Origin of the sequence: Microbacterium sp. VKM Ac-2923, from assembly GCF_022815605.1 — a bacterium.
Lineage (GTDB): Bacteria > Actinomycetota > Actinomycetes > Actinomycetales > Microbacteriaceae > Microbacterium.
This window is the reverse complement of record NZ_JALGRP010000007.1, coordinates 194,079-218,939: the sequence shown is the minus strand read 5'-3', so window position 1 is coordinate 218,939 and position 24,861 is coordinate 194,079. Positions and strand designations below refer to the sequence as shown.

The 24,861-nt window shown below is 71.3% G+C and carries 19 protein-coding genes; 11 read left to right on the top strand and 8 right to left on the bottom strand.

The annotated features are described in order from the left end of the window. Window positions 1-258: 258 nt before the first annotated feature. Window positions 259-1,416, bottom strand: coding sequence for a GTPase family protein (locus MT347_RS13060; RefSeq protein WP_243501620.1), 1,158 nt, complete (start codon window positions 1,414-1,416; stop codon window positions 259-261). Between the two features lie 200 nt (window positions 1,417-1,616). Here MT347_RS13060 and MT347_RS13055 point away from each other — a divergent pair, with 200 nt between their 5' ends. Beyond that, on the top strand, window positions 1,617-2,174 hold the full coding sequence (locus tag MT347_RS13055) for a hypothetical protein (protein WP_243501619.1): 558 nt from the start codon (window positions 1,617-1,619) through the stop codon (window positions 2,172-2,174). A 120-nt stretch (window positions 2,175-2,294) separates the two neighbouring features. On the opposite strand, the gene pdxH is transcribed toward MT347_RS13055, so the two are convergent. Further along, window positions 2,295-2,936, bottom strand: a complete 642-nt coding sequence (pdxH, locus tag MT347_RS13050; RefSeq protein WP_243501618.1) for a pyridoxamine 5'-phosphate oxidase — start codon at window positions 2,934-2,936, stop codon at window positions 2,295-2,297. Between the two features lie 238 nt (window positions 2,937-3,174). Here pdxH and MT347_RS13045 point away from each other — a divergent pair, with 238 nt between their 5' ends. Continuing rightward, entirely contained in the window at window positions 3,175-3,753 is a 579-nt protein-coding gene (locus MT347_RS13045) for a hypothetical protein (RefSeq protein ID WP_243501617.1), read from the top strand. Between the two features lie 66 nt (window positions 3,754-3,819). Here MT347_RS13045 and MT347_RS13040 read toward each other — a convergent pair whose 3' ends face one another. After that, complete coding sequence (locus MT347_RS13040; RefSeq protein WP_243501616.1) at window positions 3,820-5,133, bottom strand: amidohydrolase; 1,314 nt, start codon at window positions 5,131-5,133, stop codon at window positions 3,820-3,822. Window positions 5,134-5,629: 496 nt separating this feature from the next. Between MT347_RS13040 and MT347_RS13035 the strand changes: the two genes are divergently transcribed. The 9 genes from MT347_RS13035 (at window position 5,630) to MT347_RS12995 (ending at window position 17,689) form a co-directional block, all read left to right on the top strand. Further along, a complete protein-coding gene (locus MT347_RS13035) occupies window positions 5,630-7,282 on the top strand; it encodes a TIGR04028 family ABC transporter substrate-binding protein (RefSeq protein WP_243501615.1) in 1,653 nt (550 codons plus the stop codon). A 31-nt stretch (window positions 7,283-7,313) separates the two neighbouring features. Continuing rightward, complete coding sequence (locus MT347_RS13030) at window positions 7,314-8,348, top strand: ABC transporter permease (protein ID WP_243501614.1); 1,035 nt, start codon at window positions 7,314-7,316, stop codon at window positions 8,346-8,348. Further along, complete coding sequence (locus MT347_RS13025; RefSeq protein WP_243501613.1) at window positions 8,345-9,184, top strand: ABC transporter permease; 840 nt, start codon at window positions 8,345-8,347, stop codon at window positions 9,182-9,184. The genes MT347_RS13030 and MT347_RS13025 overlap by 4 nt, the downstream gene beginning before the upstream one ends. Next, window positions 9,181-10,875: an ABC transporter ATP-binding protein gene (locus MT347_RS13020; protein WP_243501612.1), complete on the top strand. Its 1,695-nt coding sequence runs from the start codon at window positions 9,181-9,183 to the stop codon at window positions 10,873-10,875. The genes MT347_RS13025 and MT347_RS13020 overlap by 4 nt, the downstream gene beginning before the upstream one ends. Next, window positions 10,872-11,942 carry a putative FMN-dependent luciferase-like monooxygenase gene (locus MT347_RS13015; protein ID WP_243501611.1) on the top strand — a complete coding sequence of 357 codons (1,071 nt, stop codon included), beginning with the start codon at window positions 10,872-10,874 and terminating at the stop codon, window positions 11,940-11,942. Before MT347_RS13020 ends, MT347_RS13015 begins: the two co-directional genes overlap by 4 nt. Continuing rightward, on the top strand, window positions 11,939-12,628 hold the full coding sequence (locus MT347_RS13010; protein WP_243501610.1) for a CMD domain protein: 690 nt from the start codon (window positions 11,939-11,941) through the stop codon (window positions 12,626-12,628). Before MT347_RS13015 ends, MT347_RS13010 begins: the two co-directional genes overlap by 4 nt. 1 nt (window position 12,629) lies before the next feature. Then, window positions 12,630-13,253 carry an alkylhydroperoxidase domain protein gene (locus MT347_RS13005; protein WP_243501609.1) on the top strand — a complete coding sequence of 208 codons (624 nt, stop codon included), beginning with the start codon at window positions 12,630-12,632 and terminating at the stop codon, window positions 13,251-13,253. Further along, the gene (locus tag MT347_RS13000; RefSeq protein WP_243501608.1) at window positions 13,250-13,897 is read left to right on the top strand and encodes a VOC family protein; all 648 of its coding nucleotides are present in this window, start codon (window positions 13,250-13,252) and stop codon (window positions 13,895-13,897) included. The genes MT347_RS13005 and MT347_RS13000 overlap by 4 nt, the downstream gene beginning before the upstream one ends. A 165-nt stretch (window positions 13,898-14,062) precedes the next feature. After that, entirely contained in the window at window positions 14,063-17,689 is a 3,627-nt protein-coding gene (locus MT347_RS12995) for a GH32 C-terminal domain-containing protein (protein WP_374206536.1), read from the top strand. Window positions 17,690-17,927: 238 nt separating this feature from the next. Here the strand turns inward: MT347_RS12995 and MT347_RS12990 are convergent, their stop codons facing one another. The 5 genes from MT347_RS12990 to MT347_RS12970 all read right to left on the bottom strand — a co-directional run bounded on the left by MT347_RS12990 (window position 17,928) and on the right by MT347_RS12970 (window position 24,857). Then, window positions 17,928-18,152 (bottom strand): hypothetical protein, encoded by a 225-nt coding sequence (locus MT347_RS12990; protein WP_243501607.1) that lies wholly within the window; start codon window positions 18,150-18,152, stop codon window positions 17,928-17,930. Between the two features lie 103 nt (window positions 18,153-18,255). After that, window positions 18,256-19,050: a hypothetical protein gene (locus MT347_RS12985; protein ID WP_243501606.1), complete on the bottom strand. Its 795-nt coding sequence runs from the start codon at window positions 19,048-19,050 to the stop codon at window positions 18,256-18,258. After that, the gene (locus MT347_RS12980) at window positions 19,047-19,949 is read right to left on the bottom strand and encodes an ATP-binding cassette domain-containing protein (protein ID WP_243501605.1); all 903 of its coding nucleotides are present in this window, start codon (window positions 19,947-19,949) and stop codon (window positions 19,047-19,049) included. Before MT347_RS12980 ends, MT347_RS12985 begins: the two co-directional genes overlap by 4 nt. Window positions 19,950-19,986: 37 nt before the next feature. After that, window positions 19,987-22,128, bottom strand: coding sequence for a peptidase domain-containing ABC transporter (locus tag MT347_RS12975; RefSeq protein ID WP_243501604.1), 2,142 nt, complete (start codon window positions 22,126-22,128; stop codon window positions 19,987-19,989). Then, window positions 22,125-24,857: a DUF4135 domain-containing protein gene (locus MT347_RS12970; RefSeq protein WP_243501603.1), complete on the bottom strand. Its 2,733-nt coding sequence runs from the start codon at window positions 24,855-24,857 to the stop codon at window positions 22,125-22,127. Before MT347_RS12970 ends, MT347_RS12975 begins: the two co-directional genes overlap by 4 nt. Window positions 24,858-24,861 lie beyond the last annotated feature (4 nt).

The following is a 24,861-nucleotide window of genomic DNA, read 5'->3' as shown; positions in this document are numbered from 1 at the left end:
ACCCCCACCGAAGCCCTCGAACGACTACTCTCAACCCCACCAGACAACGGTGTTGCACTGACCGCCTGAAACCGCCGCGGGATCCATCCTCCGCTCGCCGAATCTTCTCCGCTCCCTGCGCACGGCGCGAGCACCGCGACCAGCGGAGGAGGGGGGACGACGGGAGGACGCGTCAGCGGCATCCATCCTCCGCACGCCCCTCGCCCTCCGCTCATCACGGCCTCGGCGCTGCGCGGCCATCGCGTGGTGGCGCGGCAGCTACTTCCTGCCCACGCGGCGCTCGACCAGCTTCCGCGCGACGTCCATGAAGCTCGGCGCGTACTTGGCCCACTCCTTGTCGAGCTTGCGCACGTCGATCTTGCCCGTGTGCAAGAGCTCGCAGATCTTCATCCAGCTCTCCCCGGTCGCCGCAGTGAGCGCACCCGCCACTGCGGCGTTCACCACGATCCCGGCGCCCGGGATCAGCTTCAGAAAGCTCGTCGCCAGCGCGCGCCCCGCGACCTGCACACCGAACTGGGCGAGGGCTCCCGCCGACAGCATCGTCTTGACCTCGAGGTCGTAGATGGCGGCGATCCGCCCCATCATCGTGAGTTGGATCGGCGCAAGAGTGAAAGCATCCGAGACAGGAAGCGGAACGGTCGCCGCTCCCGCGGCTGCCGCGGCCGCCGTCGCGATGATCGGGCGAGCCATCTCGCGCTTCCACGGGAGGTTGAGGCGCTGTGCGATGCGAAAGGCATCCTTGTCACGCTCGGGAGCGAGGTCGAGCGTCTCGGTGACAAGGTCACCGAGGCCGTGCCCCTTCCCCTTCCCGTGCCGGTCCCGCGTGGAGGTGAGGATCACGCGCCGGTAGGGCACGTGCAGGCGTTCGCCGGTCGCGGCATCCACCGGATCGTTGAGCCAGTCGACGAAGGCCTGCACGTCCTTGGCGACACCCTGATGGCCGGTGAGAGGGTTCTTGATCCAATCGACCTTCGTGAGCACGAGGATCACCGGCAGACCCCGCGCGTCGAGTTCGCGGATCATGGCGATGTCGGCGGGAGTGAGTCGGTCGTCGTTGGCCTGCACGCAGTACCAGACGACGGATATCTGGTGATCGCCGGAGTGCGCCGCGATGGCGTTCAGGTGATTGCGCAACTGCTGGTCGGGAGGAACGGGCGAACCGATCTCGAAGCCCTCGACGTCCCAGATGCCGAGCGAGTCGTCGCTGTAGAACTGCACACCCCGCGTGACAGGGAGGCCGCGGCCGACCTTCGCCCAGTCGCGGCCGAACACCGCGTTCACGAGCGACGACTTGCCGACGCCGGAACTCCCGACGATGGCGAGGTTGAACCGGCCGTAGCGCGACTTCGCCTCGGATGTCGCCTCGACGAAGGCCTTCTGGTCGAGGTCGGGTTTGTCCGCGTTCTTCTTCGCCATGGTGTCTTATTCCTCCGAAGGGGGACGCGGATCGCGTGTGGTTCGCGCGGTCCGCGTCACAGGTGCCGCTGCTTCGAATGTACGGGCCGGAGCCGTTCGCGCGTCTCTCGAATCTCCCCCTTGTGCGGCGGCCTCCGGAGGGACCTCGGATGGTCCGACCCTCGGGAGGCCGACCGGGTGCGCGCGGATACTCTGAACGCGTGTTCGCCGAAACGGATCCCGCGGTGCTGCTGCTGGAGTTCCTCGGGGTGGTGCTGATCATCGCGCTCTCTGTGGTCGCGTACCGTCTCGCCGCCCGGGTTCCCGATCCCCGATGGCGCCGCCCGTGGTGGGCGGTCATCGCCGTCGTCGTCGTCGGCGTCGTCATCCACACCCAGATCGACGGGCTCGTGTCCGCTTCCCGCTCATGGCAGAAGCTGAGCGCCGAGGTCGGTTTCCCGGCCGAGTACGTCCACGACGGTTCGAGGCTGACGCTCGCCGAGGACGGCACCGCGACACTGCGGAGCGTCGTGCTCGCTGACGGCGTCACGAAGAATGCGGAGGGGCGTTGGTGCCTCGAGGGAGTGCCCACGCCGGTGAGCGGCGAGGGCCGATGGTCGATGGATGCAGCGGGTTTCGTCCGTGTCGAAGCCGACGGGAAGCTGGCCCGACTGCATGCGGACGACGGACTCCTCGGTTACAGCTGGCTCGTGACTTACCTGCTGACGATGTGCGACGTGGAGTTCGCGACGGAATACTTGCCCGCACCCGCTCGATGATCTGGCCGCGATCGTCCCCGTCTGGGAGGTCGGTCGTGGGAGCGCTCCGCCGTCGTGGACGCGGGCGTCCACACCCCCGTCGCGCCGCCGACGGGCGGGACCGGCACCGGACGGCGCTGCTCACGGCTGTCGGCGCACCGCCGCCCACCCGTCTCCTTCGCGGCTGAACACGATCCGGTCGTGCAGCCGCGACGGGCGCCCCTGCCAGAACTCGATCTCGCGCGGCTCCACGCGATACCCGCCCCAGTGCGGCGGGCGCGGCACGGGCTGGTCGTCGCCGAAACGCGCGCTGACCTCGGCCATCTGCTCCTCGAGGGCTGCCCGGGATGCCACGGGCTCAGACTGATGGCTCGCCCAGGCCGACAGCCGCGAACCGCGCGGGCGCGACGCGAAGTAGGCGTCGTCGCGCTCGGCGGGGAGGGGTGTCGCGGTGCCGAGCACGATGACCTGGCGCTGCAGGGCGTACCAGGGGAAGAGGATCGACACGGACGGGTTCGCGGCCAGGGCCTGTCCTTTCCGCGACTGGCGGTTGGTGAAGAACCACAGCGCGCCGTCGTCATCGATTCCGCGCAGCAGCACCGTGCGCGAAGTCGGTCGGGCTTCGGCATCCACCGTCGACACGACCATCGCGTTCGGCTCGGGCAGGTCGGCGGCATCCTTCAGCCACCGTTGGAGGAGACCGATGGGGGATGCCGACAGAGCGGTGTCGTCGAGCTCGTCGAGCGAGTAGTCCAGTCGGTGGGCCAGGGGGTTCTCGGTCATCGCGTGATCCTCCGGTTGCGGGAGGCCCCATCGTACGGCGGGGTCATGGTGCGGGGCGCGGGGTCGCGCTCGAGACTCGGTCGTGACCAGCGGAGGAGAAGCGACCGCGGGAGGACACCTGCGCGGAATCCATCCTCCGCTCCTCCCTCGTCCTCCGCCCGGCACGCCCGCACCCCCGCCGACGCACCTCCCACGCCCCCTCTAGCCGGTGTCGGTGGCCCGGAGTACCGTCGTCGCCATGAGCCCCGCCGAACTCTTCCTCCACTCCGATGCCGCGCTGCGCGAGGTCGTCGACCAGCTCGATCCCGCGGATTTCTCCGCCCCGGTACCGCCGGAATGGAGTCAGCACGAGTCGCCCACGCTGCGTGACATCCTCGGGCGCCACGTCTACGACGAGGCGTGGATCCCCGACGTGATCGCCGGTCGTGCGGCGGCCGACGGCGACCCGTTCGCCGACGCCGATCTGCTCGGCGACGACCCGATCGGGGCGTACGACGCCCTGAATGCCGCGGCGACGGCCGCGGTGCGAAACGGCGACATCGCCGACACCTTCCGCTTCACCTACGGCGACTACCCCGCGGCCGAGGGGTTCGCGCACCTCGCGACCTACCGTGCGTTCCAGGCGTACTCGATCGCGAAGCACTTCGGCATCCCGTTCCACCTCTCCCCCGAGCTGGTCGACGGCTTCACCGAGCACGTCACCCCGCACGCGGACGAATGGCGACAGTGGGGCGTGTTCCCCCCGGCCATCGACCCGCCGGCGGATGCCGACGACGAGACGCGTCTGCTCTGCACGCTGGGGTTCTGGATTCGTTGAGCGATCCAGAGGCCGAACGCTGACCCGCCGCGTAGAGGACACCGGCGCGCCAAGCCCGTGTCGACGTTACGACCCCACCCGTCGGCGTCCCCCCGCGGAGGCGAACTCCGCGGCGACGTCCGCGCGCAGATCCTCGTCGGCGAGGAAATCGGCCGCCGCACCGGCGAGCGCGATAGCGGCGTCCACGAGCGCGTCGAACGCCGCCGGCTGCACGGTGGTCTCGGCGAACGCCGCGTTGTGCGGGAGGACACCCGGGGCTCCCCCCAGACCCAGCATCGGATGGATCGACGGCACGAACCAGCTCACGCTGCCCATGTCGGTCGACGGTCCACCCTGGCGTGGAACGCGGGAGCGCAGGGGCACTGCGCGCCCGCGTCGTTCCACGGCCGCCGCCCAGCGCGTCGTCAACGCGACGTTCGGCCGCAGCGGCAGGTAGGGCGGCGCGAAGTCGAGGTCGAGATCGAGCCGGGTTCCCGTCGACAGCGCGGCGGCTTCGAGGATCGCGACCACGCGTTCCACGAGCACGTCGAGCGTGTCGATGTCGTCGGAGCGGATGAAGAACTCCGCTGCCGCGCGCTCGGGAACGACGTTGGCCGCCGCGCCTCCGTCGGTGATGATCCCGTGGATGCGGTCCACGGGCAGGATGTGCTGGCGCAACAGGGCGATCGATTGGTACGCCGTGACCACGGCATCCAGAGCGTTCAATCCGAGATAGGGGCTCAGCGCGGCGTGCCCGGCGCGTCCGTGGTACGTCGCCCTCAGGCGTCGCACGCCGCTGGTGCCTCCGCCGAGGATCGGGCTGATGTCGGCGCCGGTCGAGGGGTGCACCATACCGGCGGCGTCGATGTCGTCGAAGCCCCCGGCGCGCAGGATGAGCTCTTTTCCGCCCCCGCTCTCCTCCGCGGGGGCGCCGATGATGCTCACGCGGCCGTCGCCGACGGCATCCGGAACGGCCAGGAAGGCGCCGGCCGCGATCGCGGCGATGATGTTGTGTCCGCACGCGTGCCCGATGCCGGGGAGCGCGTCGTACTCCGCGATCACGGCGAAGTGCGGCCCGGCGGATCCGCGGGTCGCGCGGAACGCGGTGGGAAGACCGAAGGCGGCGCGCTCGACGCCGGCGCCGTGCGCGTCGAGAAGGTCGGCGATGCGGGCGGAGCTGCGCACCTCGTCGAACCCCACCTCGGGGTGGGCGTGCAGGTCGGTCGCCAGGGCCACGAGTTCGGGGCGCAGGGCCTCCACGCGGTCCACGATCGCGGCGTGAACGCCGGGCGCCGCCCCGCGGTGGTCGCGGCGGGGCGTGTCGTCCGCGACCGCACGGGCGCTGCGGCGACCCCAGTCGGTGTAGACGTCGAGGGGATCGACGGGGTGCGTCACGGTCATCGGTCGTCCTTCGAATCGCTGGGGTCGAACACGCGGTCACCGAGCACACTCGAGCGCTTCGCAGGGGAGGCGCAGCCCGGCCGCGCGGGCGGAAGCGCTCGGACGAGCGGCGGCCCCGGCGCCCCCCTCACGGGGCGGAGTCGAGAGGATCCGGCCCGGCGCCACCCGTGCACCGACTCTCTCGACACCCGTGCACCGACTCTCTCGATGGGCAGGGTGGACGACGACTCTAGGGGAACGGCGCGCGGCCTCGGTCACCCGCCGTCACGAGACGTCAAAGCGCGTAACTCGACGTCAAGAACGGGTCGTCCCGCGCGTCGCATTCGAGATCCGGATCTTCGGGAATATCCACTTGACCAGGTTTAAAGACGCGCACGACGGCCATCTCGCCCGACATGACGAACCGTGACCACCGGTTCGGGCGCCGACCCGTCGCCGTGGTGGGGTGGGGCATCTCGTCTCGCACGCCGCACCGCGGCGCACCTCTGGAGCACACATGTCCCGACTCACCCGTATCGCCGTCCCCTCGGTCTCGGCACTCGCCGTGGTCGCCCTCCTCGCCGGCTGCTCGACGTCGGCGACCCCGTCGGCCCCCGACGCCGGCGCCGAGCCCGTCAGCGGCGGCACCCTCAGCTACCTGGAGCCGCAGACATGGACGACGCTGTACCCGCCGTCCGCGGGCTTCTACCCCAACGGCGGCATCGTCAACAACATCACCGACCGGCTGCTGTACCAGAACCCCGAGACCCTCGAGCTCGAGCCGTGGATCGCGACCGACTTCACGGTGAACGCCGACGCGACGGAGTACACGTTCGATCTGCGCACGGACGTCACCTACTCCGACGGCACGCCGCTCACCGCCGCGAACGTCGTGAAGAACATCGACTTCTACGGCAAGGGCGACAAGGACCGAGCGCTGCCGATCTCAGAGGCGATCAACAACTACGGCGGCGGCGAGGTCGTCGACGACGACACGGTCGTCTTCCGCTTCACCGCTCCCTCGCCCGGGTTCGGGCAGGCGGTGTCGACCATCAACTCCGGACTCCTCTCGGATGCGACCCTCGACCGCACGAGCGAGCAGTTCGGCCCCGGCAACGCCGAGGAGATCATCGGCAGCGGCCCGTTCGTGATCTCCAACGAGCAGATCAGCACGCAGACCAGCGTCACCGCGCGCGCCGATTACGACTGGGCTCCCCCGTCGCTGACCCACCAGGGCGCCGCCTACCTGGCGGGCATCGACTACATCGTCGCCGCCGAGAACAGCGTGCGCGTCGGCACGGTCGTCGCGGGCCAAGCCGACGTCGCCCGCAACATCCCCGCCCCCGACGAGGCGCAGTTCGCCGGCGGCTCGCTGTCGCTGCACGCGGCGGCCACCAACGGCGTGAACAACGGCCTGAGCTTCCGTTTCCGCGAGCCGCGGCTGGCCGACGTGCGGGTGCGCCAGGCGATCATCGCCGGCATCGACCGTCAGAAGATCGTCGACACCCTGTTCACCGCGAACTACCCGCTGGCCACCGGCGCGCTCGCGAAGACCGCCCTCGGCTACGTCGACACCTCGTCGTCCTACGTCTACGACCCCGACGAGGCCGCCGCGCTCCTCGATGAGGCGGGCTGGACGAAGGGTGCCGACGGCATCCGCGAGAAGGACGGCGAGAAGCTCACTCTCGCCTTCAACGAGGCCCTGCCGCAGCCGCGCTCGAAGGAGGTCGTGACCCTCATCCAGGAGCAGCTCGGCAAGCTCGGCATCCAGGTGTCGCTGTTCGCGGGCGACATGGCCGCACAGACCAAGGCGTCCACCGATCAGAGCACGATCCAGGTGTACCACTCGATGGTCGGCCGCGCGGACTTCGATGTGCTGAAGTCGCAGTACTTCTCGAAGAACCGCAACACGCTGCTCAACCTGAACCCGACCGACGGGTCGGTCGGTGACCCGCAGCTCGACACGCTGCTGTCGGCGATCGCGTCGGAGCCGACCACGGCCGAGCGTCAGTCGGCATCCGAGGCGGCCCAGCGCTACCTCGCCGAGAACGCGTACATCCTGCCGATCTTCGAGGAGCCGCAGGTCTTCGGCCTCACCGCGAAGGTGCAGGGTTTCGACACCGAGTCGGTCGGCCGCCCGTCGTTCTACTCGACCTGGCTCGCCGGCTGAGATCCGCGGAAACGCGGTTCACGGAGAATCCATGTCGTACGTCCTTCGTCGTGTAGGTCAGGCCGTCCTCGTGCTGGTCCTGGCCTACACGGCGGCCTATCTGCTGCTGGCGGCCCTGCCGGGCGACGCCGTGCTCGCGCGCTACGGCAGTCCCGAGCTCGGCCTCACGCCCGATCAGATCGAGGCGATCCGCCAGTCGTTGGGCGCCGACCAGCCCCTGATCGTGCAGTACGTGCGCTCGATCGCCGGCTTCCTCACGGGCGACTTCGGATACTCCGTGGCCAGCGGCGCGGCCGTCTCCGACCTCATCGTCACCGCCCTGCCGCCCACCCTCACCCTCGCCGTGCTGGGACTCGCCCTGGCGGTGCTGCTCGCGGTGACGATCGCGTTCACCGCGACCTACGGCGGCGGCCGCTGGCTGCGGCGCGTGTTCCGCGGCATCCCTCCACTGTTCGTGTCGCTGCCGGTGTTCTGGATCGGGATCATCCTCATCCAAGTCTTCTCGTTCCGTCTCGGTCTCGTGCCGGTCATCGGCGCGAACCCGGTGCAGGCACTGATCCTGCCCGTGATCACCCTGGCGATCCCGATCGCCGCCCCGCTGGCGCAGGTGCTCATGCGCTCGATCGACGAGGTGCGTGAGCAGCCGTTCGTGACGGTGGTGCGGGCTCGGGGCGCGAGCACGTCGTGGTTGCTGTGGCGGAACGTGGCCCGGAACGCCCTGCTCCCGACCCTCACGATGGCGGGCCTGCTGTTCGGTGAGCTGGTCGGCGGTGCGGTGGTCACCGAGACCGTCTTCGCGCGCGCCGGTATCGGTCAGCTGACCGCGCAAGCCGTCGCCGACCGCGACACCCCGGTGCTGCTCGCGGTGGTCGTGATCTCGACCGTCGCGTTCGTCGCGATCAACCTGATCGTCGATCTGCTCTACCCCGTGCTCGACGCGCGGCTGCGCACGGCCGCCTCCGCCCGGAGGGGCGCGACGGATGCCACGGAGCGCGCCGTCGACGAGCTCGTTGATGCCGAGGTGGGCGGCCCCGCCCGCGACCTGTCCCGTGGAGGGAACCGATGACCGCCCTCGCCCCCGCTCGGGACCTCGCCGCGCGGCGACGCACGTGGGGTCGGGTCGGGTTCATCGTCCCGGCCCTGATCGTCGCCGTCGTTCTGCTCTGGGCGCTGTTCCCGGCCCTGTTCACCGGGCAGAGCCCCACCGAGACTGTCGCGCCCGCGCTGCAGCCGCCGTCCGCGGCGCACTGGTTCGGCACCGACGCGACCGGACGTGACCTCTACGCGCGTGTCGTCTACGGCGCCTCGCAGTCGATCGTCGGAGCTCTCATCGCGGTGCTCGTCGGCCTCGTGGTCGGCACGGCTGTCGGTCTGGCTGCCGGAGCGATCCGCGGCGCGGTCGACGAGACGCTCATGCGCGTGGTCGACGTGCTGCTCGCGATCCCGGCGCTGCTGCTCTCGCTGGCGGTCGTGATCCTGCTCGGTTTCGGCACGACGAGTGCCGCGATCGCGGTCGGCGTCACCTCGATCGCCGTCTTCGCCCGGCTCGCCCGCTCGCGGGTGGTGAGCGTGCGCGTCACCGACTTCGTCGAGGCGGCGTACGGCTCGGGCGGCACGTTCCTCGGAGTGTTGTGGCGGCACATCCTGCCCAACTCGCTGACGCCGGTCATCGCCCTCGCCGCGCTGCAGTTCGGCTCCGCCATCCTGCAGATCTCCACGCTCGGCTTCCTCGGTTACGGGGCGCCGCCGCCGACGCCCGAGTGGGGTCTGCTCATCGCCGAGGGCCGCAACTACGTCGCCACCGCGTGGTGGCTGACGGTGCTGCCCGGTGTGGTCGTCGTGCTCGTGGTGCTGTCGACCAACCGTCTGAGTCAGGCCCTTCGGGGAGGGGATGCCGCATGAGCGCCGAGCCACTGCTGTCGATCCGCGACCTCGCGGTGCGCTATCGCACCCGCCGGGGCGACGTCGAGGCCGTCCGCGGCGTCTCGTTCGACATCGAGGCCGGCTCCGTGACCGCCCTCGTCGGTGAGTCGGGGTCGGGTAAGAGCACGGTCGCGCAGGCGGCGATCGGCCTGCTCGCCGCCAACGGCCACGTGTCGGGCGGCAGCATCCTCCTGTCCGAACGCACCGACGGCGTCACCGACCTCGTCGGACTGCCCGAGCGCCGCTGGCGTCACCTGCGCGGACGCTGCATCGCCCTCATCCCGCAAGACCCGGGCAACTCCCTCAACCCTGTCGCGACGATCGGGTGGAGCGTCGGCGAAGCGCTTCGCATCCACGGGTGGACCGACCGCACCAAGATCCGGACGCGTGTGCTCGATCTGCTCGAGCGCGTGGGCATCGACGACCCCGAGGCCCGGGCGAAGCAGTATCCGCACGAGCTGTCGGGCGGCATGCGCCAGCGCGTGCTGATCGCCGCAGCGCTGGCCCTGCGCCCCGAGCTGATCATCGCCGACGAGCCCACGAGCGCGCTCGACGTGACCGTGCAGCGCACGGTGCTCGATCTGCTCGATGAGATCCGCACCGAGACGGGCACCGGCATCCTGTTCATCACGCACGACCTGGCCGTCGCGGCCGACCGATCCGACGCGCTCGTCGTCATGCGGCGTGGCGTGGTGGAGGAGGCGGGCCCGACCGCCGAGGTGCTCGCGGCCCCGTCCTCGCCCTACACGCGCACCCTCCTCGCCGACGCGCCGTCGCTCGCCCGCGTCGTCGAGCGCGCAGCTCCGGATGCCACGGCCCTCACCGCCGAGCCCCTGGTGGAGGTCGCGGGACTCACGCAGGAGTTCCGCCGCCCCGGCCGCTCGCCGCTGATCGCCGTCGACGACGTCTCGTTCACCGTGGCGCGCGGCACCACGCACGCGCTCGTCGGGGAGTCGGGGTCGGGCAAGACGACCACCGGTCGCTCGATCGCCGGATTCCACCGCCCGACCGCCGGACGCATCCGCGTCGCCGGCACCGAGGTCACCGCGCTCGCGGGTGGGCGCGCCCGCCGCGCCTTCCACCGCACCACGCAGCTGGTGTACCAGAACCCCTACGCCTCGCTCGATCCGCGGCAGAGTATCGCCGACATCCTCACCGAGCCGCTGCGCAACTACGGCATCGGCTCCCGCGCCGAACGTGCCGAACGCGCGGCGCATCACCTGGAGCTCGTCGCCCTCGACCCCGACATCGCCGCCCGGCGTCCACGGGAGCTCTCCGGCGGTCAGCGCCAGCGGGTCGCCATCGCGCGGGCGCTGATCGTCGAACCCGAGCTCGTCGTGTTCGACGAGGCGGTGTCGGCCCTCGACGTCACCGTCCAGGCGCAGATCCTCCGCTTGCTCGCGCGCCTCCAGGCCGACCTGGGGCTGACCTACGTGTTCATCTCGCACGATCTCGCTGTCGTCCGCCAGATCGCCGACACGGTCTCGGTGCTGCAGCGGGGACGCCAGGTCGAACACGGACCCGCCGCCCGCGTCTTCGACGATCCGCAGCACGAGTACACGCGGCAGCTGCTCGCGGCGATCCCGGGTGCCTCGCTGCGCGCGCACCTGTCGTCGACGGTCCCGGATGCCGAGCCCCCCCAACCCCACTCCGAGGAGGTGCTCCGATGAGCGGTCCACGCCTCGGATTCTTCAGCCGCGTGCTCGAAACCGCGTCCGCGGCCGACCGCTATCGTTTCGCGGTCGAGCAGATCGCCCACGCGGAACGCAGCGGCTTCGCCTCGGCCTGGCTCGCGCAGCACCACTTCGGCGAGACCGAGGGAGGGCTGCCGTCTCCCTTCGTGCTGCTGGCCGCCGCGGCCGAGCGCACGAGCCGCATCGCGCTCGCGACCGGGGTGGTGACCCTGCCGCTCGACGATCCGCTGCGCGTCGCGGAAGACGCCACCGTGCTCGATCAGCTCAGCGGGGGCCGGGTGCAGCTGGGCCTCGCCACCGGCGGCACCCCGGCATCGTTCGCGGCGTTCGGCCGCGAGTCCGACCGCCGCCGCGAGATCTTCGCCGACCACTTCGATGTGCTGCTCGACGCGCTCGAGGGGCGTGGCATCCGGGGATCCGACTCCCGGCTCTATCCGAGCGGCGACGACCTGTCGGCGCGCATCTGGCAGGCGACGTTCTCGGTCGACGGCGGCCGTCGCGCGGGCGCGCGCGGCGACGGGCTCCTGCTCTCGCGCACGCAGCCGCGCAGCCCCGAGTCACCCGGCGCCCCGCTGCACGACCTCCAGCTGCCGATCATCGCGGCCTACACGGCGGCGCTCCCCCACGGCGCACCCGTGCGCGTGCTCGCCTCGCGCACCGCGTTGGTCGTCGACCCCGAGAACCGCACCCGCGCGCTCGAGCTGGCTGCCGACGGTCTGCGTCACCTCGCACGCACGGTGCTCGGCGTCGACACCGACGGCGTCGGGCTCGATGAGCTCGTGCGCCTCACCGACACCCACGTCGGCACGGTCGACGAGGTCGTCGCGTCGCTCTCGGTCGACAAGACCCTCGCCGAGGTCAGCGACGTGTCGTTCCAGGTGCACTCGATCGCCGCACCTCACGAGCTGACCCTTCGCTCGCTCGAGCTCTTGGCCGAAGAGGTCGCGCCCCGACTCGGTTTCGACGTCGGACCGGATGCCGCTGACGCCCTCCGCCACGCCCACCACTCGCTCGCCACCACCTCCGTGGAAGGACTCGCATGAGCACGCCCACCGCCGACATCATCGATCTGCTCGCCGGCATCCGCCCGGGCGACGCGCTCGACACGGTCCGCTCGCAACGCCCCCAGGCGCGGGAGAACGCGCAGCGCAGCTTCGAGGCTCTGCTCGAGCCGGCCACGCCGGGCGATTTCCCGCTCGCCGAGCGGTACGCCGTCGCCCTGTTCGTCTCACGGCTGCACGGCTTCGCCACCGCGACGGAGTTCTACAGCGACCTCCTGGGCGACGAGGCAGCGGGCCTGATCCCCGCCGTGACGGAGGCCGCGGCCGCCGCAGCCGCAACCGGCCCCTTCGGGCGGTACCGCGAGCCGGGCCTGGAGGCCGAGTCGACCGAGGGACTGCGCTGGGTCGCCGATACCCGCGTCGCGGAAGGCCTCGGCATCCGTCTCTCCGCCGCCCTCGCCCACGCGCACCTGTTGGTGGTGCGTCCGCGCGAAGCACGTCCCGAGGCTCTGCACACCCTGGTGGATGCCGGATGGGGTCCGGATGCCATCGTCTCGCTGTCGCAACTCGTCGCGTTCCTGACGTTCCAGCTGCGTCTCGCGTGGGGCCTGCGCGTGCTCGGTGCGGCATCCGTTCCCGTCGGCGCGCCCGGCTCGGGCACGGCGACAGCCGCCCGAGCCTCGACGCCCACTGACGCCGCCCGCGCCTCGATCGCCGAAGGAGTCTGAGATGACCGACATCGTCACCGAGTACCCCGACCTCGCTCGCCCGCAGGCCTTCACCCAGCGCGGTCTCGGCTGGGTGCCGTGGCTGCTGCCCGTCGCCGAAGACGCGTTGACCGACGCGCAGCGCGACGCCCTCATCGAACCGGCCCGCGCGAAGATGCCCTACTTCCGCCTGCTCGCACGCGACCCCGAGGCGCTGCGCGCCCGCACGCTCACCGACCTCGACATCTTCTACAACGTCGACGGCGGTATCGGGCGGGCCGAGCGCGAACTCGCCGCGACCGCCACCTCGCGTCGCAACGGCTGCGTCTTCTGCGCCTCGGTGCACGCGGCCTCCGCCACCCGCGAATCCGGACGCGAAGACGACGTCCAGCGCCTGCTCGACGAGGGAGTGGATGCCGACCTCGGCGACGAGACGTGGAACGCGGTGATCTCGGCATCCGTCGCGCTCGCCGACACCCCGCTGGCCTTCGATGAGGACGACATCACGCGTCTGCGCGCGGTCGGTCTCGACGATGCGGCCATCGTCGACGTGATCGGCGGCGCCGCCTTCTTCAACTGGGCGAACCGGCTCATGCTGTCGCTCGGCGAGCCCGAAGTCCCCACCCGACAGCAAGGACAGTCATGAGCATCCCCCGCCTTCTCGATCACGTCGTCATCGCCGGCCCCGACCTCGCGTCCCTGATCGACTGGTTCGCCGAGCGCACCGGCGTCGTCGCAGCGCCGGGGGGCGCGCACCCGACCGGCACGGCGAACGCGCTCGTCGCCCTCACCGTCGACGGCTCGCGCGGCCCCCAGTACATCGAGCTGATCGGCCCCGATCCCGACCGCTCCCAGCCCGCGGTACCGACCACGTTCGGTATCGATTCCCTCACCGAGCCGCGGGTGCAGGCGTACGCGGTGCACCCGGCCGACATCGACGCGACCGTCGCCACCGCCCGCGCGGGCGGCTACGACCCGGGTGACGTCAGCGACCTGTCGCGGCGCACGCCCGACGGAACCCTTCTCGAATGGCGCCTCACCCGCGGCGAGCATCACCGGATCGACGTCCCCTTCCTCATCGACTGGGGGCGCACGGCGCAGCCCGGCCTGAGCGACATCCCGACGATCGAGCTCGTCTCGTTCGTCCGCACCGAGCCCGACCCGGCGCCGCTGGTCGGCATCCTGAACGCGTTCGGGCTGGGTGACGGTGTCGCCGAGGTCGTCGCGGGCGACGAGTCGGGGTTCCGGCTCACGCTGCGGACGGCGGGCGGGGACGTCGTCGAGGTGTAGCGAACAGGGGCGCGGGGCGCCCACTCGGGGGCAATTCCCCTGGTTAACAAGGTTAACGTGGTTAACCGATTGACTAGCCCGTCACACACCGCTTAGCGTCTGTGCGCAATGGACTGACATCGATGTCAGTCGCCGCCTCACGGCGGCACGCACAAAGGAGCGCGTGTGAAAACTTCCCTGCCCAGAACTGGATCGCGAACGCTTGCCGCCGCACTCACCATCGCCGTGGCGGCGTCGCTGGGGGCCACCGCGATCGCGCCGGCCCACGCCGAGCCCGCCCCCGCGGCGTCGGTGAGCGCCGCATCCACGACCGCCGCGCCCGCCCCCGCGGCGCCGGGGTCCGCGGCATCCACCCTCGCCGCGCCCGCGACCCCGGCCGCTCTCGCCGCGTCCGCCGGCGCCGCGTCCGCCGGCGCGGCATCCGTCACCCCCGGCGACGAGCAGTACCGCCCCCTCGTGCACTTCTCGCCCGAGCGCAACTGGATGAACGACCCCAACGGGATGGTCTTCCACAAGGGCGTCTACCACCTGTACTTCCAGCACAACCCGCAGGGCGACCGGTGGGGGAACATGAGCTGGGGCCACGCGACGAGCACCGACCTGCTGACCTGGACCGAGCAGCCGCTCGCCATCCCGCAGACGTTCAACGACCAGGGCCAGCCCATCGAGAGCATCTTCTCGGGCTCCGTCGTGGTCGACGAGAACAACACCTCGGGGTTCAGCGACGGCACGAACGCCCCGCTCATCGCGATCTACACGAGCGCCTATGAAGCGGCGCACCCCACCCACGCGGGCCTGCAGGCGCAGTCGCTCGCGTACAGCCTCGACGACGGCTACACCTGGACGAAGTACGAGAAGAACCCCGTGCTCGACCGCAACTCCGCGAACTTCCGCGACCCGAAGGTGTTCTGGTACGACGGACCCGGCGGCGCGTACTGGGTCATGGCCGCGGTCGAGGCGCTCGACCACAAGGTCGTGCTGTCCAAGAGCGCGAACCTGCGCGACTGGGACTACCTGTCCGACTTCGGCCCCGCCAACTCCACCGGCGGCATCTGGGAATGCCCCGACCTGTTCGAGCTCCCGGTCGACGGCGACCCGAACAACACGAAGTGGGTGATGGTCGTCAACCTGAACCCCGGCGCTGTCGGGGGCGGCAGCGGCGGGCAGTACTTCGTCGGCGAGTTCGACGGCACGACCTTCACCAGCGAGAGCACCGAGGGCGTGCAGGCCACCCCCGCCGGAGACGTCTTCGCCGGCTTCGACGACGGCACCTTCGACGGGTGGACCCTCGGCAACGAGCCGGGTAACGGGAAGGACGGGCCCTGGGGCCTGTCCGCGGCATCCGGTGCTCTCGACGGCCAGAGCCCGGTCACCGGCTACGTCGGCGCGGGACTCGTGAACGGGTTCCACGACGGCGACTGGCCGGTCGGCACGCTCGACTCCCCGGCGTTCACCGTGTCGGATCCGTACATCAACCTGCTCGTGGGCGGTGGACGGCATCCGCACGTCGACGGCTCGCAGCTCGCGAACGACCCGCCCGCGGGCATCACCGTCTTCGACTTCGAGACCGCCGACGGCCAGACCCTCGCCGACACGGGGTGGCAGCTCACCGGCGACTTCGCCACCGACCCGGCACGGAACCCGTCCACCGCCGGTGGTGACTACTACCTCGGCGCGAAGCGCATCAACACGTGGGAGGGCGGTCCGCGCGGCGACGACAACACCGGCGAGATGCTCTCCCCCACCTTCACCCTGAACGGCGACTACGTGTCGTTCCTCATCGGCGGCGGAAAGCGCACCGACGGTACCCTGCAGGCGGAACTCGTGGTCGACGGCGAGGTGGTCCGCTCGCAGACCGGGCCCGAGGCCGGTGCCCTGAACTGGGTGTCGTGGGACGTGTCGGAGTATGCCGATCGGCAGGCGCAGATCCGCATCCGCGACGAGGCGACCGGCGGGTGGGGCCATCTCACTTTCGACCACGTCGTGGTCGGTGACACCCCCGCCCAGGTGCGCAGCGACGAGACGAGCGTCAACCTCGTCGTCGACGGCAAGGTCGTCCGCTCGGCCACCGGGTCCGACAGCGAGAACCTCGACTGGGCCGGCTGGGACGTCTCGGAGTTCGAGGGCCGGCAGGCCAGCATCCGGGTCATCGACAACAACCGCTCCGGGTGGGGTCACGTGCTGCTCGACCAGGTGATGTTCGCCGATCAGGCTGCGCCCACACGGCTCGAGAGCTATGACTGGCTCGACTGGGGCCGCGACTACTACGCCTCGGTGAGCTACTCCGGCACTCCCGATAGGAACACCCGGGTCATGCAGGGGTGGATGAACAACTGGGACTACGCCAACGACATCCCCACCTCGCCGTGGCGGAGTTCGATGGCTCTCCCCCGCGAGGTCACCCTCACCACGACCCCCGAGGGTCCGCGCCTCACCCAGAGAGTCGTCCCCCAGATCGCCGGGCAGCTGGATGCCGCGAACGCGCAGACCCGCAGGGACGTGACGGTCGACGGCGAGACGGACCTGCAGCTGAGCGGCGACGTGGTGAGGGTCGATGTCACCCTGCGTCCCGGTGACGCGACGCAGGCGGGCATCACCGTCTTCGGCGATGACACCTCGGGCACCCGCATCGGCTACGACACCATCACGGGACGCGCGTTCATCGACCGTCGCGACTCGGGCAACGTGGGCTTCCACCCCGCCTTCGCCTCGGTCGAAGACGCCCCGGTCGCCCTCGTCGACGGAACCGTCACCCTCGAGGCGTACCTCGACCGCGCCTCGGTCGAGCTCTTCGCCGCAGGCGGGCGCACCACGATCACCGACCAGGTGTTCCCGAACGTCGGCGCCGACGACATCACCGGGTGGTCCGAGGGAGGCGCCGCGACGATCGAGAGCATTCGCGTGACGCCCCTCCTCCCCACGATGTGGAAAGCCGACCAAGCCCCCGGCGCTCCCACGGCGGTGGCCGCCATACCGCAGACGGGTGGTGCCACGGTCTCGTGGGCCGCCCCCGCCGACGACGGAGGCGCACCCGTCACCGAGTACCGCGTCTACCGGGAGGGAGTGGATGCCGCGGTGGCCACGACCGCATCGCGCACGGCATCCGTCACCGGCCTGACACCCGGCACCACGGCGCGCTTCGCCGTCACCGCGGTCAACGCGGTCGGCGAATCGCCGCGGTCGGACTGGTCCGCGCCCGTGACCGTTCCCGACGGCGCGACCGCGAAGCCGGGCAAAGCGACGCTCTGGCACGACAACCTCTTCTCCACCGGCGACTACACCGTGCGGATGACCCTGCTGAAGGGACAGAACGCCACGGCCTTCCGCCTGTACGAGAACGGCACGCTCATCGCCACCGTCCCGCTGGAGTACCGCGGCACGGCACCGCAGTCGGCGAAGGTCGCGGTCTCGGGGAAGAAGAACGGCACCTACGTCTACACCGGCGAACTGGTGAACGCGAAGGGCGTGACCAAGACGTCGAGCACGACAGTGAAGGTGACGAAAGGCCTGCCCGCGACGCCCGTGCTGACCCACGACAACCGCGACGGCGACGGCACGTTCACCCTCACCGCGACCCTGCGGTCGGGAACCAACGCGACCGGCTATCGGTTCCTCGAGGGCGACACCGTCATCGCGGAGGGGACGCTCACCCCGCGCACCCCGCTCCCGCAGACGGCGCGCGCCGAGGTGACCGGAGCCGGCGTCGGGAAGCACACGTACCGGGTCGAGTTCACGAACGCCGCGGGGACCACGGTGAGTAAGCCGGTGGGGGTGGTGGTGCGGCGGCCGTAGGAGGGGTGGAAGGGGAGCGGATGCCGGGGGTCTCGGCATCCGCTCCCCTTTCTTGCCGAGCTGCTCGACGGGCACCCGGTGGTCACTGCCTCCGGAGCGGTGACGCGCCAATCTGAATCAGCCGGTGACGTCTTGGCAGGCCGGGCCCGCCACAGGGGGCGAAGGGCGCCGAGCACGTTCGATACGCAACGCGCGCGAAGGCCGCGCCCGGCGATGACCGGGGCGTGGCCCGCGCGAGTCAGCGCGTCACGGGATCGGGGGACGTGTCCGCCCTCGCCGCGGTGCCGGCTCGACGCCACAACCACCACGCGTAGACGGCCAGAGCCGCGCCGATGAGCACCGCCACGATCTGCAGATTCGGGACGAACCCGGGCACCAGTGGAGCCACGAACAGGCCCAGCACGACAGCGATGACAGCACAGACGCCGACGACGATCGCCTCGACGCTCTTCCACTTGTTCACGATCTCTCCTTCTGCTCGGTGAGTGTTCTCACGGTAGACGGCCGAGCCGACGGCCGATTCGGCCGATCGACCAGATTTCCGATGGACCTTCGGCGAACCCCGCTCACGTGAGCTCGTAGCGTTGCGCGCGCACCGCGCCGGCCGTCACGAACACCGCCGCGTAGGCGAGCAGGACGAACGCGCCGACGAGTGCCGACGGCGGCTCGGCCCCGGATGCCAACGTCATCAGCGTCCCGCCGATGGCCGCGTCATGCGCCGCACCGGGGAAGAACGCCACCGCGTCGGGCAGGCCGGACGACGCCGCTAGCACCCGAGCCACGGGTTCGACCACCTGGGTCACCACCACCACGCCGACGATCGCGACGACGGGGGATCCGACGAGGGCCCCCAACCCCACGCCGAGCGCGCTCCACAGCGCGAAGACGGGGATGACCGGAAGCAGGTCGACCACGGCGGCGGCAAAGGCGTCACCGGGGAGCGACCCGGTGGCCTGGAAGGCCATGACACCGCTGACCGCACCGGTCACCGCCGTCACGGCGCCGGCGACGGCTCCGAAGGCCGCCGCGACGACGAGCTTCGCAAGGTAGACGCGCAGGCGCCGGGGCTCGCCGAGCAGCGTCAGCGCCAGGGTGCGGCGCGCGAGGTCGCTCGAGTAGATCAGCACCCCCATCCCGAGCGGGACGATGTAGCCCAGGGCGCCGATGATGTTCAACGCGACCAGCACCTCCGTCGAGGTGGCGAAGGTCAGCGGCGACATGGGGGCGGCGCGGGCGATGACCACGAGTCCCGCGGGGGCCGCCAGCGACACCACGGCCAGCGCCCCCAGCAGGATCCACCAGAGGTGGACGGTGGTGACCTTCCGCTGCTCGACGCGCAGCGAGGTGGCGAACGCGGTCATTGCGCCACCGCCGTCGTCGTCGCGGTCTGCACCATGAAGGCCGACTCGAGGTCGGCGGCCGTCACCGACGCCTCTCCCCGGTCGATGCCGCGGGTGCGCAGCACGCCCTCCAGCACCTCAGCGCGCTCGCCGACCCAGAACCGGCCATCGGGCAGGGGGCGCAGGTCGAACCTCTCCCGCAGCAGGGTGCGCACGGCATCCTCCCTCTCCCCCGTCGCGAGCGTCAGGACGGAGGCCCCGCGGAGGAGGTCCTCGCGGGTGCCGGCGAAGACGGTGCGGGCGCGGTGCATCAGCACGACGTCCTGCACCACCCGGTCCACCTCGGCGAGGTGGTGGCTCGACACCAGCACGGCCACGCCCGACTGGGCCAGGGCGCTGAGCGTCTGACGCAGCCAGGTGATGCCGATGGGGTCCAGTCCGTTCGCGGGCTCGTCCAGCACGAGCACCCGCGGGCGTCCGAGCAGGGCCGCCGCCAGCGCCAGACGCTGACGCATGCCGAGGGAGTACTGCTTCACGGCCCGGTGGGCGTCGTCCGAGATTCCGACCGTCTCGAGCACGGCATCCACCTCGGCGTTCGAGGCGCCGGCATACGGAGCGAGCACGCGGAGATGGTCGCGGCCGGACCGCGTGGGCGAGAACGCCGTGTTCTCGAGCGCCGCTCCGATGGTGCGGGCGGGATGCCGCAGCCGCGCGTACGGCACGCCATCGATGAGCGCCGTGCCCGCGGTCGGCCGCATCAGCCCGAGGAGCATCTTCAGGGTGGTCGATTTCCCCGAGCCGTTGGGTCCGAGAAGCCCCAACACGCGTCCGGGGACCAGCGAGAAGCTCATGTCGGTGACCGCGTCTCGACGACCGAATCTCTTGGACAGGCCTTCAGCCACCACGATGGGTGTCGTCATCTTCTTCCTCCTTCTGTGCGTTCGACGGCGGTGATCCTCATGCGCGTACCTCCAACTGCGCCTGCACCAGGTCTCGGTACGTGCCCTCGCACGCGATGAGTTCGTCATGGGTGCCCTGCTGCACGATCCGGCCCTCGTCGACGACGATGACGCGGTCCGCCCGCGCGATGGTCGACAGGCGGTGGGCGACGATGATCTGCGTGCACTGCAGCTCCTCGAGGGCCTCGACGATCCGGCTCTCGGTGATGGTGTCGAGAGCACTCGTCGCCTCGTCGAGGACGAGCAACCGGGGCGAGCGGACGAGGGCGCGAGCCAGCGCCACCCTCTGCTTCTGACCGCCCGACAGTCCCCCGCCGAGATCGCCGACGTGGGTGTGGTAGCCGAGCGGCATCGCCTCGACGGTGGGCGCGAGAGCCGCGGCGTGCGCGGCGCGGACGACCTCGTCCATGCGCGGCTCCTCCGCGCCGAAGTCGATGTTCTTGGCCACCGATCGGCTGCTCAGCCGGACGTCCTGCGGCACCCAGGCGAGGATCCGCTGCAGCGACTCGGGCGAGACGTCGCTGAGCGCCCGACCGCCGATGCGCACCTCGCCGGCGGTCGGCGCGTGCAGCCCCACGAGCATCTGCGCCAGGGTCGTCTTGCCGGAACCCGTGGGGCCGACCACCGCAACGCGCTCCCCGGGCTCGACGCGGAACGACACGCCCCGCAGGGCCTCGGTCGCGGCGCCGGGGTAGGCGAAGGAGGCGTCGACGAACTCCACCGACCCGTCCAGGTCCGCGTTCTCGTCACCGAAGACGGTGTCGTCGGGCTGGTCGAGGATGTCGGCGAGCCGCTCGACGTAGACCCCCATCTGGGCGACCTGCATCGCCGACGTGCTGAGGGACTGCACGGCGCCCAGTGCCGTGGCGGTGAGCGCCTGCAGGGCGACCGCGGCGCCGAGGCCGACGACGCCGCTGTCGGCGAGGGAGACCCCCACCGCGAGCACGGCGAAGGGCCCGAACACCTGGATCGTCGACGTGGCGGTCGAGATCGCTCCCTGCAGGCGCATCCGCTGCCGGAGCAGCGCGATGGCCCGCCCGAAGTGGCCGCGCCACTCGGCGAAGAACGACCCCGACACCCCGGCGACCCGCAGCACGTCGATGGCGCCGACGGCCTCGATCTGCATGCCCGTCGCCACGCCGTTCGCCGAGATCTCCTCGTCGGTGATGCGGCGCGACGCCTTCGCGCCCATCACGGTGAGGCCGGCCATGACGACGATGAGCGCGAGCACCACGACCCCGAGGGTCGGCTCCCGCACGAAGGCGAACACCGTCACGATGACCAGCGCCCCGACGTCGAGCAGCGCGCTGGTGAGCTGTCCCGACAGCAGGTCGCGGATGCCGGCGAGGCTGGTCAGCCGGTACATCAGCTCGCCGTTGCTGCGTGCGGCGAAGAACGCGTAGGGCAGGCGCAGCAGCTTGCCGAAGGTCGTCGACCCGAGGGCCAGACCGATTCGGGCGACGACGGTGGAGGCGATGAGGCTGCGCGCGAGCGACAGCAGCAGGTAGAGGACCGCCGCCGCGGCGACGCCGACGAAGATCGGCGACAGGGCGGTCGGGTCCGACGAGGCGGTGGCGATGTCCACCACCTGCTCCGTCGCCAGCGGCAGGGCGATCATCAGCAGGTACGACAGCAGCGACAGCCCCAGCACGGCGGCGAGCGGTCGCCGCGCGCCGGCGCACATGTCCCACAGCGTCTTCCAGATGCCGCTCGGCCGCCCGGGTTCGGCGACGAAATCGGGGCCGGGCGTCGCCTCGACGACGATGCCGGAGTAGTGCTCGGCGACCTCGGCCTCCGACAGGGTGGAACGGCCGCCGGCGGGGTCGACGATCGTCCACGATCCGCGGTGGATGCGCTCCACCACAACCATGTGCTGGGCGTCCCAGTACACGATCGCCGGCAGGGTGACGGCGGGCACGGCGTGCTGCGCGGCGCGATAGACGCGCGTCTGCATCCCCCGGCTGCGCAGGGCGGAGGCCACGCCCGCCAGCGTCAGCCCGTCGCGGCCGATGACCACGTCCTGGCGCAGGCTCGCGATCTGCCGGGGCGCGCCGTAGGCGCTCATGACCATCGCGGCGCAGCACAGGCCGCACTCCGTCATGAGGAACTGGCGCACGGGGCGTACGCGCACGCGGCTCATGCGATCACGTCCAGCATCCGGGGCGCCGGAGCGCCGGCGAGGACCGACTCCGCCAGGAACCACCCCGGTGACCCGAGCAGGAAGCCCTCGTGCTGCGGGGCGCACCCGAGGCCCGAGGTCCACGTGCCGTCGCGGACGGCGGCGCGTCCGGTCTCGGCGGCATCCCGGGCCACCTCCGACAGCCACGCGTCGTCGAGTCGACGCGAGACCAGGTGCAGGGTGAGCGCCTCACCTCCCACGCCGTGGCACAGGCTGAGGTCGACCACCTCGGATGCCGGGCGGGGAGCGGTCAACGCGGTGCGCGCCTCGCCGACGATGGTCAGCGAACGGAGGTCGATGCCGACCTCGACCGTCGCATCGACGAGCGCGGCGAGGATGCCGGGATACCCGCGGCACCAGGATCGCGCTCCCTCGGCGGTGCGCAGTTCCGGCGCGGAGGGATCGAACGCGTGGCACAGCTCCTCCACGACACGGCGGACCCGCTCGTCGCCGCCGAGGAGGCGGTGCGCCGCGGACAGCGCGGAGATGCGCCCCGCGAGCCCGTGGGCCAGTCCCGGCACCGACGGGTCGGCGAGCGCCGCGCCCGTGGCATCCAGGAATCCGTGCACGGCCACCCGGGCGCGTTCGGGGTCGAGGTCGGTGTGCGGGTACCTCGCGAGGGCGGCAAGGTAGCCGCCGAAGCCGCCGAGGTAATCGAAGTCGTCCATCGAGGCGGCGGGCAGCCGGTCGAGATGACGGGCCGACAGCACTCCGCCGCCGACGTCGAGACCGCTGCGGCGCAGTTCGGCGCGCGTCACCTCCTCGGCGACGAATCCGATGAACGGCGACAGCAGCAGGGGTGCGGCGTCGTCTTCGGGCGGGTCGTGCCGCACGGCCCCGGCGGCCGCCTCGACGACGACGGCGGGGTCGATCGCGGGATGCCGCGCGGCGGCCACGAGCGCTCCGCCGCCCTCGAAGAAGGCCAGGGTGAGCGGGGCCAGGCGCAGGCCCGCCCCCACGGTGATGGCGGTGAGCCAGGTGCGCCCGTCGGCTCCGCGCACGTGATGCGAGGGGTCGGGCAGCGGAGCGGCGGGGAACGGTACCGCGCGTCCGGCGGCGCGGAGGGGCGCGTGCCACACGTCGTCGGTCGAGGTCTCGAGCGAGAGGCGCAGGTCGCGTTCGTCGTTGGAGCCGTCGCCCGCGGCGAAGGTCGTCAGGTGCGCCGTCACCGACTCCACGACGGAGGGAGCCTCTTGGATGCCGCACGGCCCGTCCGGATGCCAGCAGACCAGGTCGGCGCCCTCGGCGCGGTCCACTTGCTCGAAGTAGGGGACGTCGAGGGCGCACATCGCCTCCGCCTCGGCGTCGACGAGCACCTCCTGCTCGGCCGTCGAGAGGGGCAGTTGGCTGCGCCCGAGCTTGTGGAACAGGCGTCGGCGCGCGTCGGCCGACCCCAGGTAGACGGGGTGGGTGGAAGCCTCGATGAACCGCGCGTACACGCGCGTCGGGCGGGGCACGATCCGCACGCGCAGGGGCTGCTCGACGGCGACGGCGTCGATGATCCGGTCGATCGAGTCGACGACGACCTCGCGCATCCGCGCGTAGCCCTCGGCGAGCGCCCGCGCGTGCAGGCGGGGGTCGATGGTCGCGCCCTCGGTGTCGCGGAGGCGGTGGCCGCTGTCCATCGTGCCGTCGGCCGTCGCGAACCCGATGGCGTCGGTGCCGACGCCCGTGACGACGAACGACGAGTAGGTGATGGCATCCGTGCGCTCCACCGAGCCGAGCGCGGAGACGTCGATGTCGAGCGAACCTCCGACGAAGCGGCCGGGGATGAGCAGGGTGCGGAAGACGCTCTCTTCCAGCCGCTGCGCGAGAGCCTCACGGGCGGTGGCCTCAGCGCCGGTGGTGCGGGGCAGGCCGGTGAAGGTCTCGACGTCGACGACCATGGGCCCGTCGGCGGTGGGGATGATGTTCTCGGTGTGCAGGTCGGTCGACCCGAGGGCGGTGGCCAGCGCGGTCGTCGCACCGAAGCGCGCAAGGTACCGCTCGGCGTCGCCGGGACCGAAGACCTCGGCCCGCTCGACGAACGCGTGCCAGCTCGATGAGCCGTCGTCGGCCCGCACCTCGGGGACGAGGGGGCCGAGCAGGTCGTGCGAGGGGTCGACGATGTCGCGCACTCGCGCGAGGACCCTGCTCGAGAGCGCCGGGGCCGGCTTGTAGACGAGGCGTCGATCGCCCCACTGCACCATCAGGACGCTGCGACCGCCGCGGTGCGGGTCGCCGCCGACGTGCACGATCTCGGTGAGGTCGCCGGGCGCGCGTCCGACGATCAGTGCCGCCGACGCCGCGGCGCTGTCGAGGCATTCCATCAGCGCCCGCTCGTGGTGCGCGACGATGAGCTCGCGCAGGCGAGCGAGCTCGGGGTACGACGTGAGGATGGCCCGGCGCAGCTCCGGGTCGTCGAGGCGATCCGCGTGGTCGGCGTACGACCGCCCGTCGCGGTCCTGGGCGTCGACGAAGTGCGTGATCAACGCTCGGATGCTGACGCTGTCGAGCGCCTGGGCGAGATCGCCCAGGTGGCGCGCCACGACCGACGAGGGCGAGAGCCCCGGCAGGTCGACGCGCCGGTCGTCGAGGAGCCGCAGCACACGCTCGCCCGATTGCCGCAGGAGCCCCGCGTGGAACCGCTCGAAACGTCCGGCGAGGGGGCGCAGCGCTTCGTCGATGTCGATGGCGTACGTCGTGAGCATGGAG

Coding starts and splice junctions, on each gene's coding strand:
- MT347_RS13060 (WP_243501620.1), bottom strand. CDS start 1,416: ATGGCGAAGAAGAACGCGGACAAACCCGACCTCGACCAGAAGGCCTTC.
- pdxH (WP_243501618.1), bottom strand. CDS start 2,936: ATGACCGAGAACCCCCTGGCCCACCGACTGGACTACTCGCTCGACGAG.
- MT347_RS13045 (WP_243501617.1), top strand. CDS start 3,175: ATGAGCCCCGCCGAACTCTTCCTCCACTCCGATGCCGCGCTGCGCGAG.
- MT347_RS13040 (WP_243501616.1), bottom strand. CDS start 5,133: ATGACCGTGACGCACCCCGTCGATCCCCTCGACGTCTACACCGACTGG.
- MT347_RS13035 (WP_243501615.1), top strand. CDS start 5,630: ATGTCCCGACTCACCCGTATCGCCGTCCCCTCGGTCTCGGCACTCGCC.
- MT347_RS13030 (WP_243501614.1), top strand. CDS start 7,314: ATGTCGTACGTCCTTCGTCGTGTAGGTCAGGCCGTCCTCGTGCTGGTC.
- MT347_RS13025 (WP_243501613.1), top strand. CDS start 8,345: ATGACCGCCCTCGCCCCCGCTCGGGACCTCGCCGCGCGGCGACGCACG.
- MT347_RS13020 (WP_243501612.1), top strand. CDS start 9,181: ATGAGCGCCGAGCCACTGCTGTCGATCCGCGACCTCGCGGTGCGCTAT.
- MT347_RS13015 (WP_243501611.1), top strand. CDS start 10,872: ATGAGCGGTCCACGCCTCGGATTCTTCAGCCGCGTGCTCGAAACCGCG.
- MT347_RS13010 (WP_243501610.1), top strand. CDS start 11,939: ATGAGCACGCCCACCGCCGACATCATCGATCTGCTCGCCGGCATCCGC.
- MT347_RS13005 (WP_243501609.1), top strand. CDS start 12,630: ATGACCGACATCGTCACCGAGTACCCCGACCTCGCTCGCCCGCAGGCC.
- MT347_RS13000 (WP_243501608.1), top strand. CDS start 13,250: ATGAGCATCCCCCGCCTTCTCGATCACGTCGTCATCGCCGGCCCCGAC.
- MT347_RS12985 (WP_243501606.1), bottom strand. CDS start 19,050: ATGACCGCGTTCGCCACCTCGCTGCGCGTCGAGCAGCGGAAGGTCACC.
- MT347_RS12980 (WP_243501605.1), bottom strand. CDS start 19,949: ATGACGACACCCATCGTGGTGGCTGAAGGCCTGTCCAAGAGATTCGGT.
- MT347_RS12975 (WP_243501604.1), bottom strand. CDS start 22,128: ATGAGCCGCGTGCGCGTACGCCCCGTGCGCCAGTTCCTCATGACGGAG.
- MT347_RS12970 (WP_243501603.1), bottom strand. CDS start 24,857: ATGCTCACGACGTACGCCATCGACATCGACGAAGCGCTGCGCCCCCTC.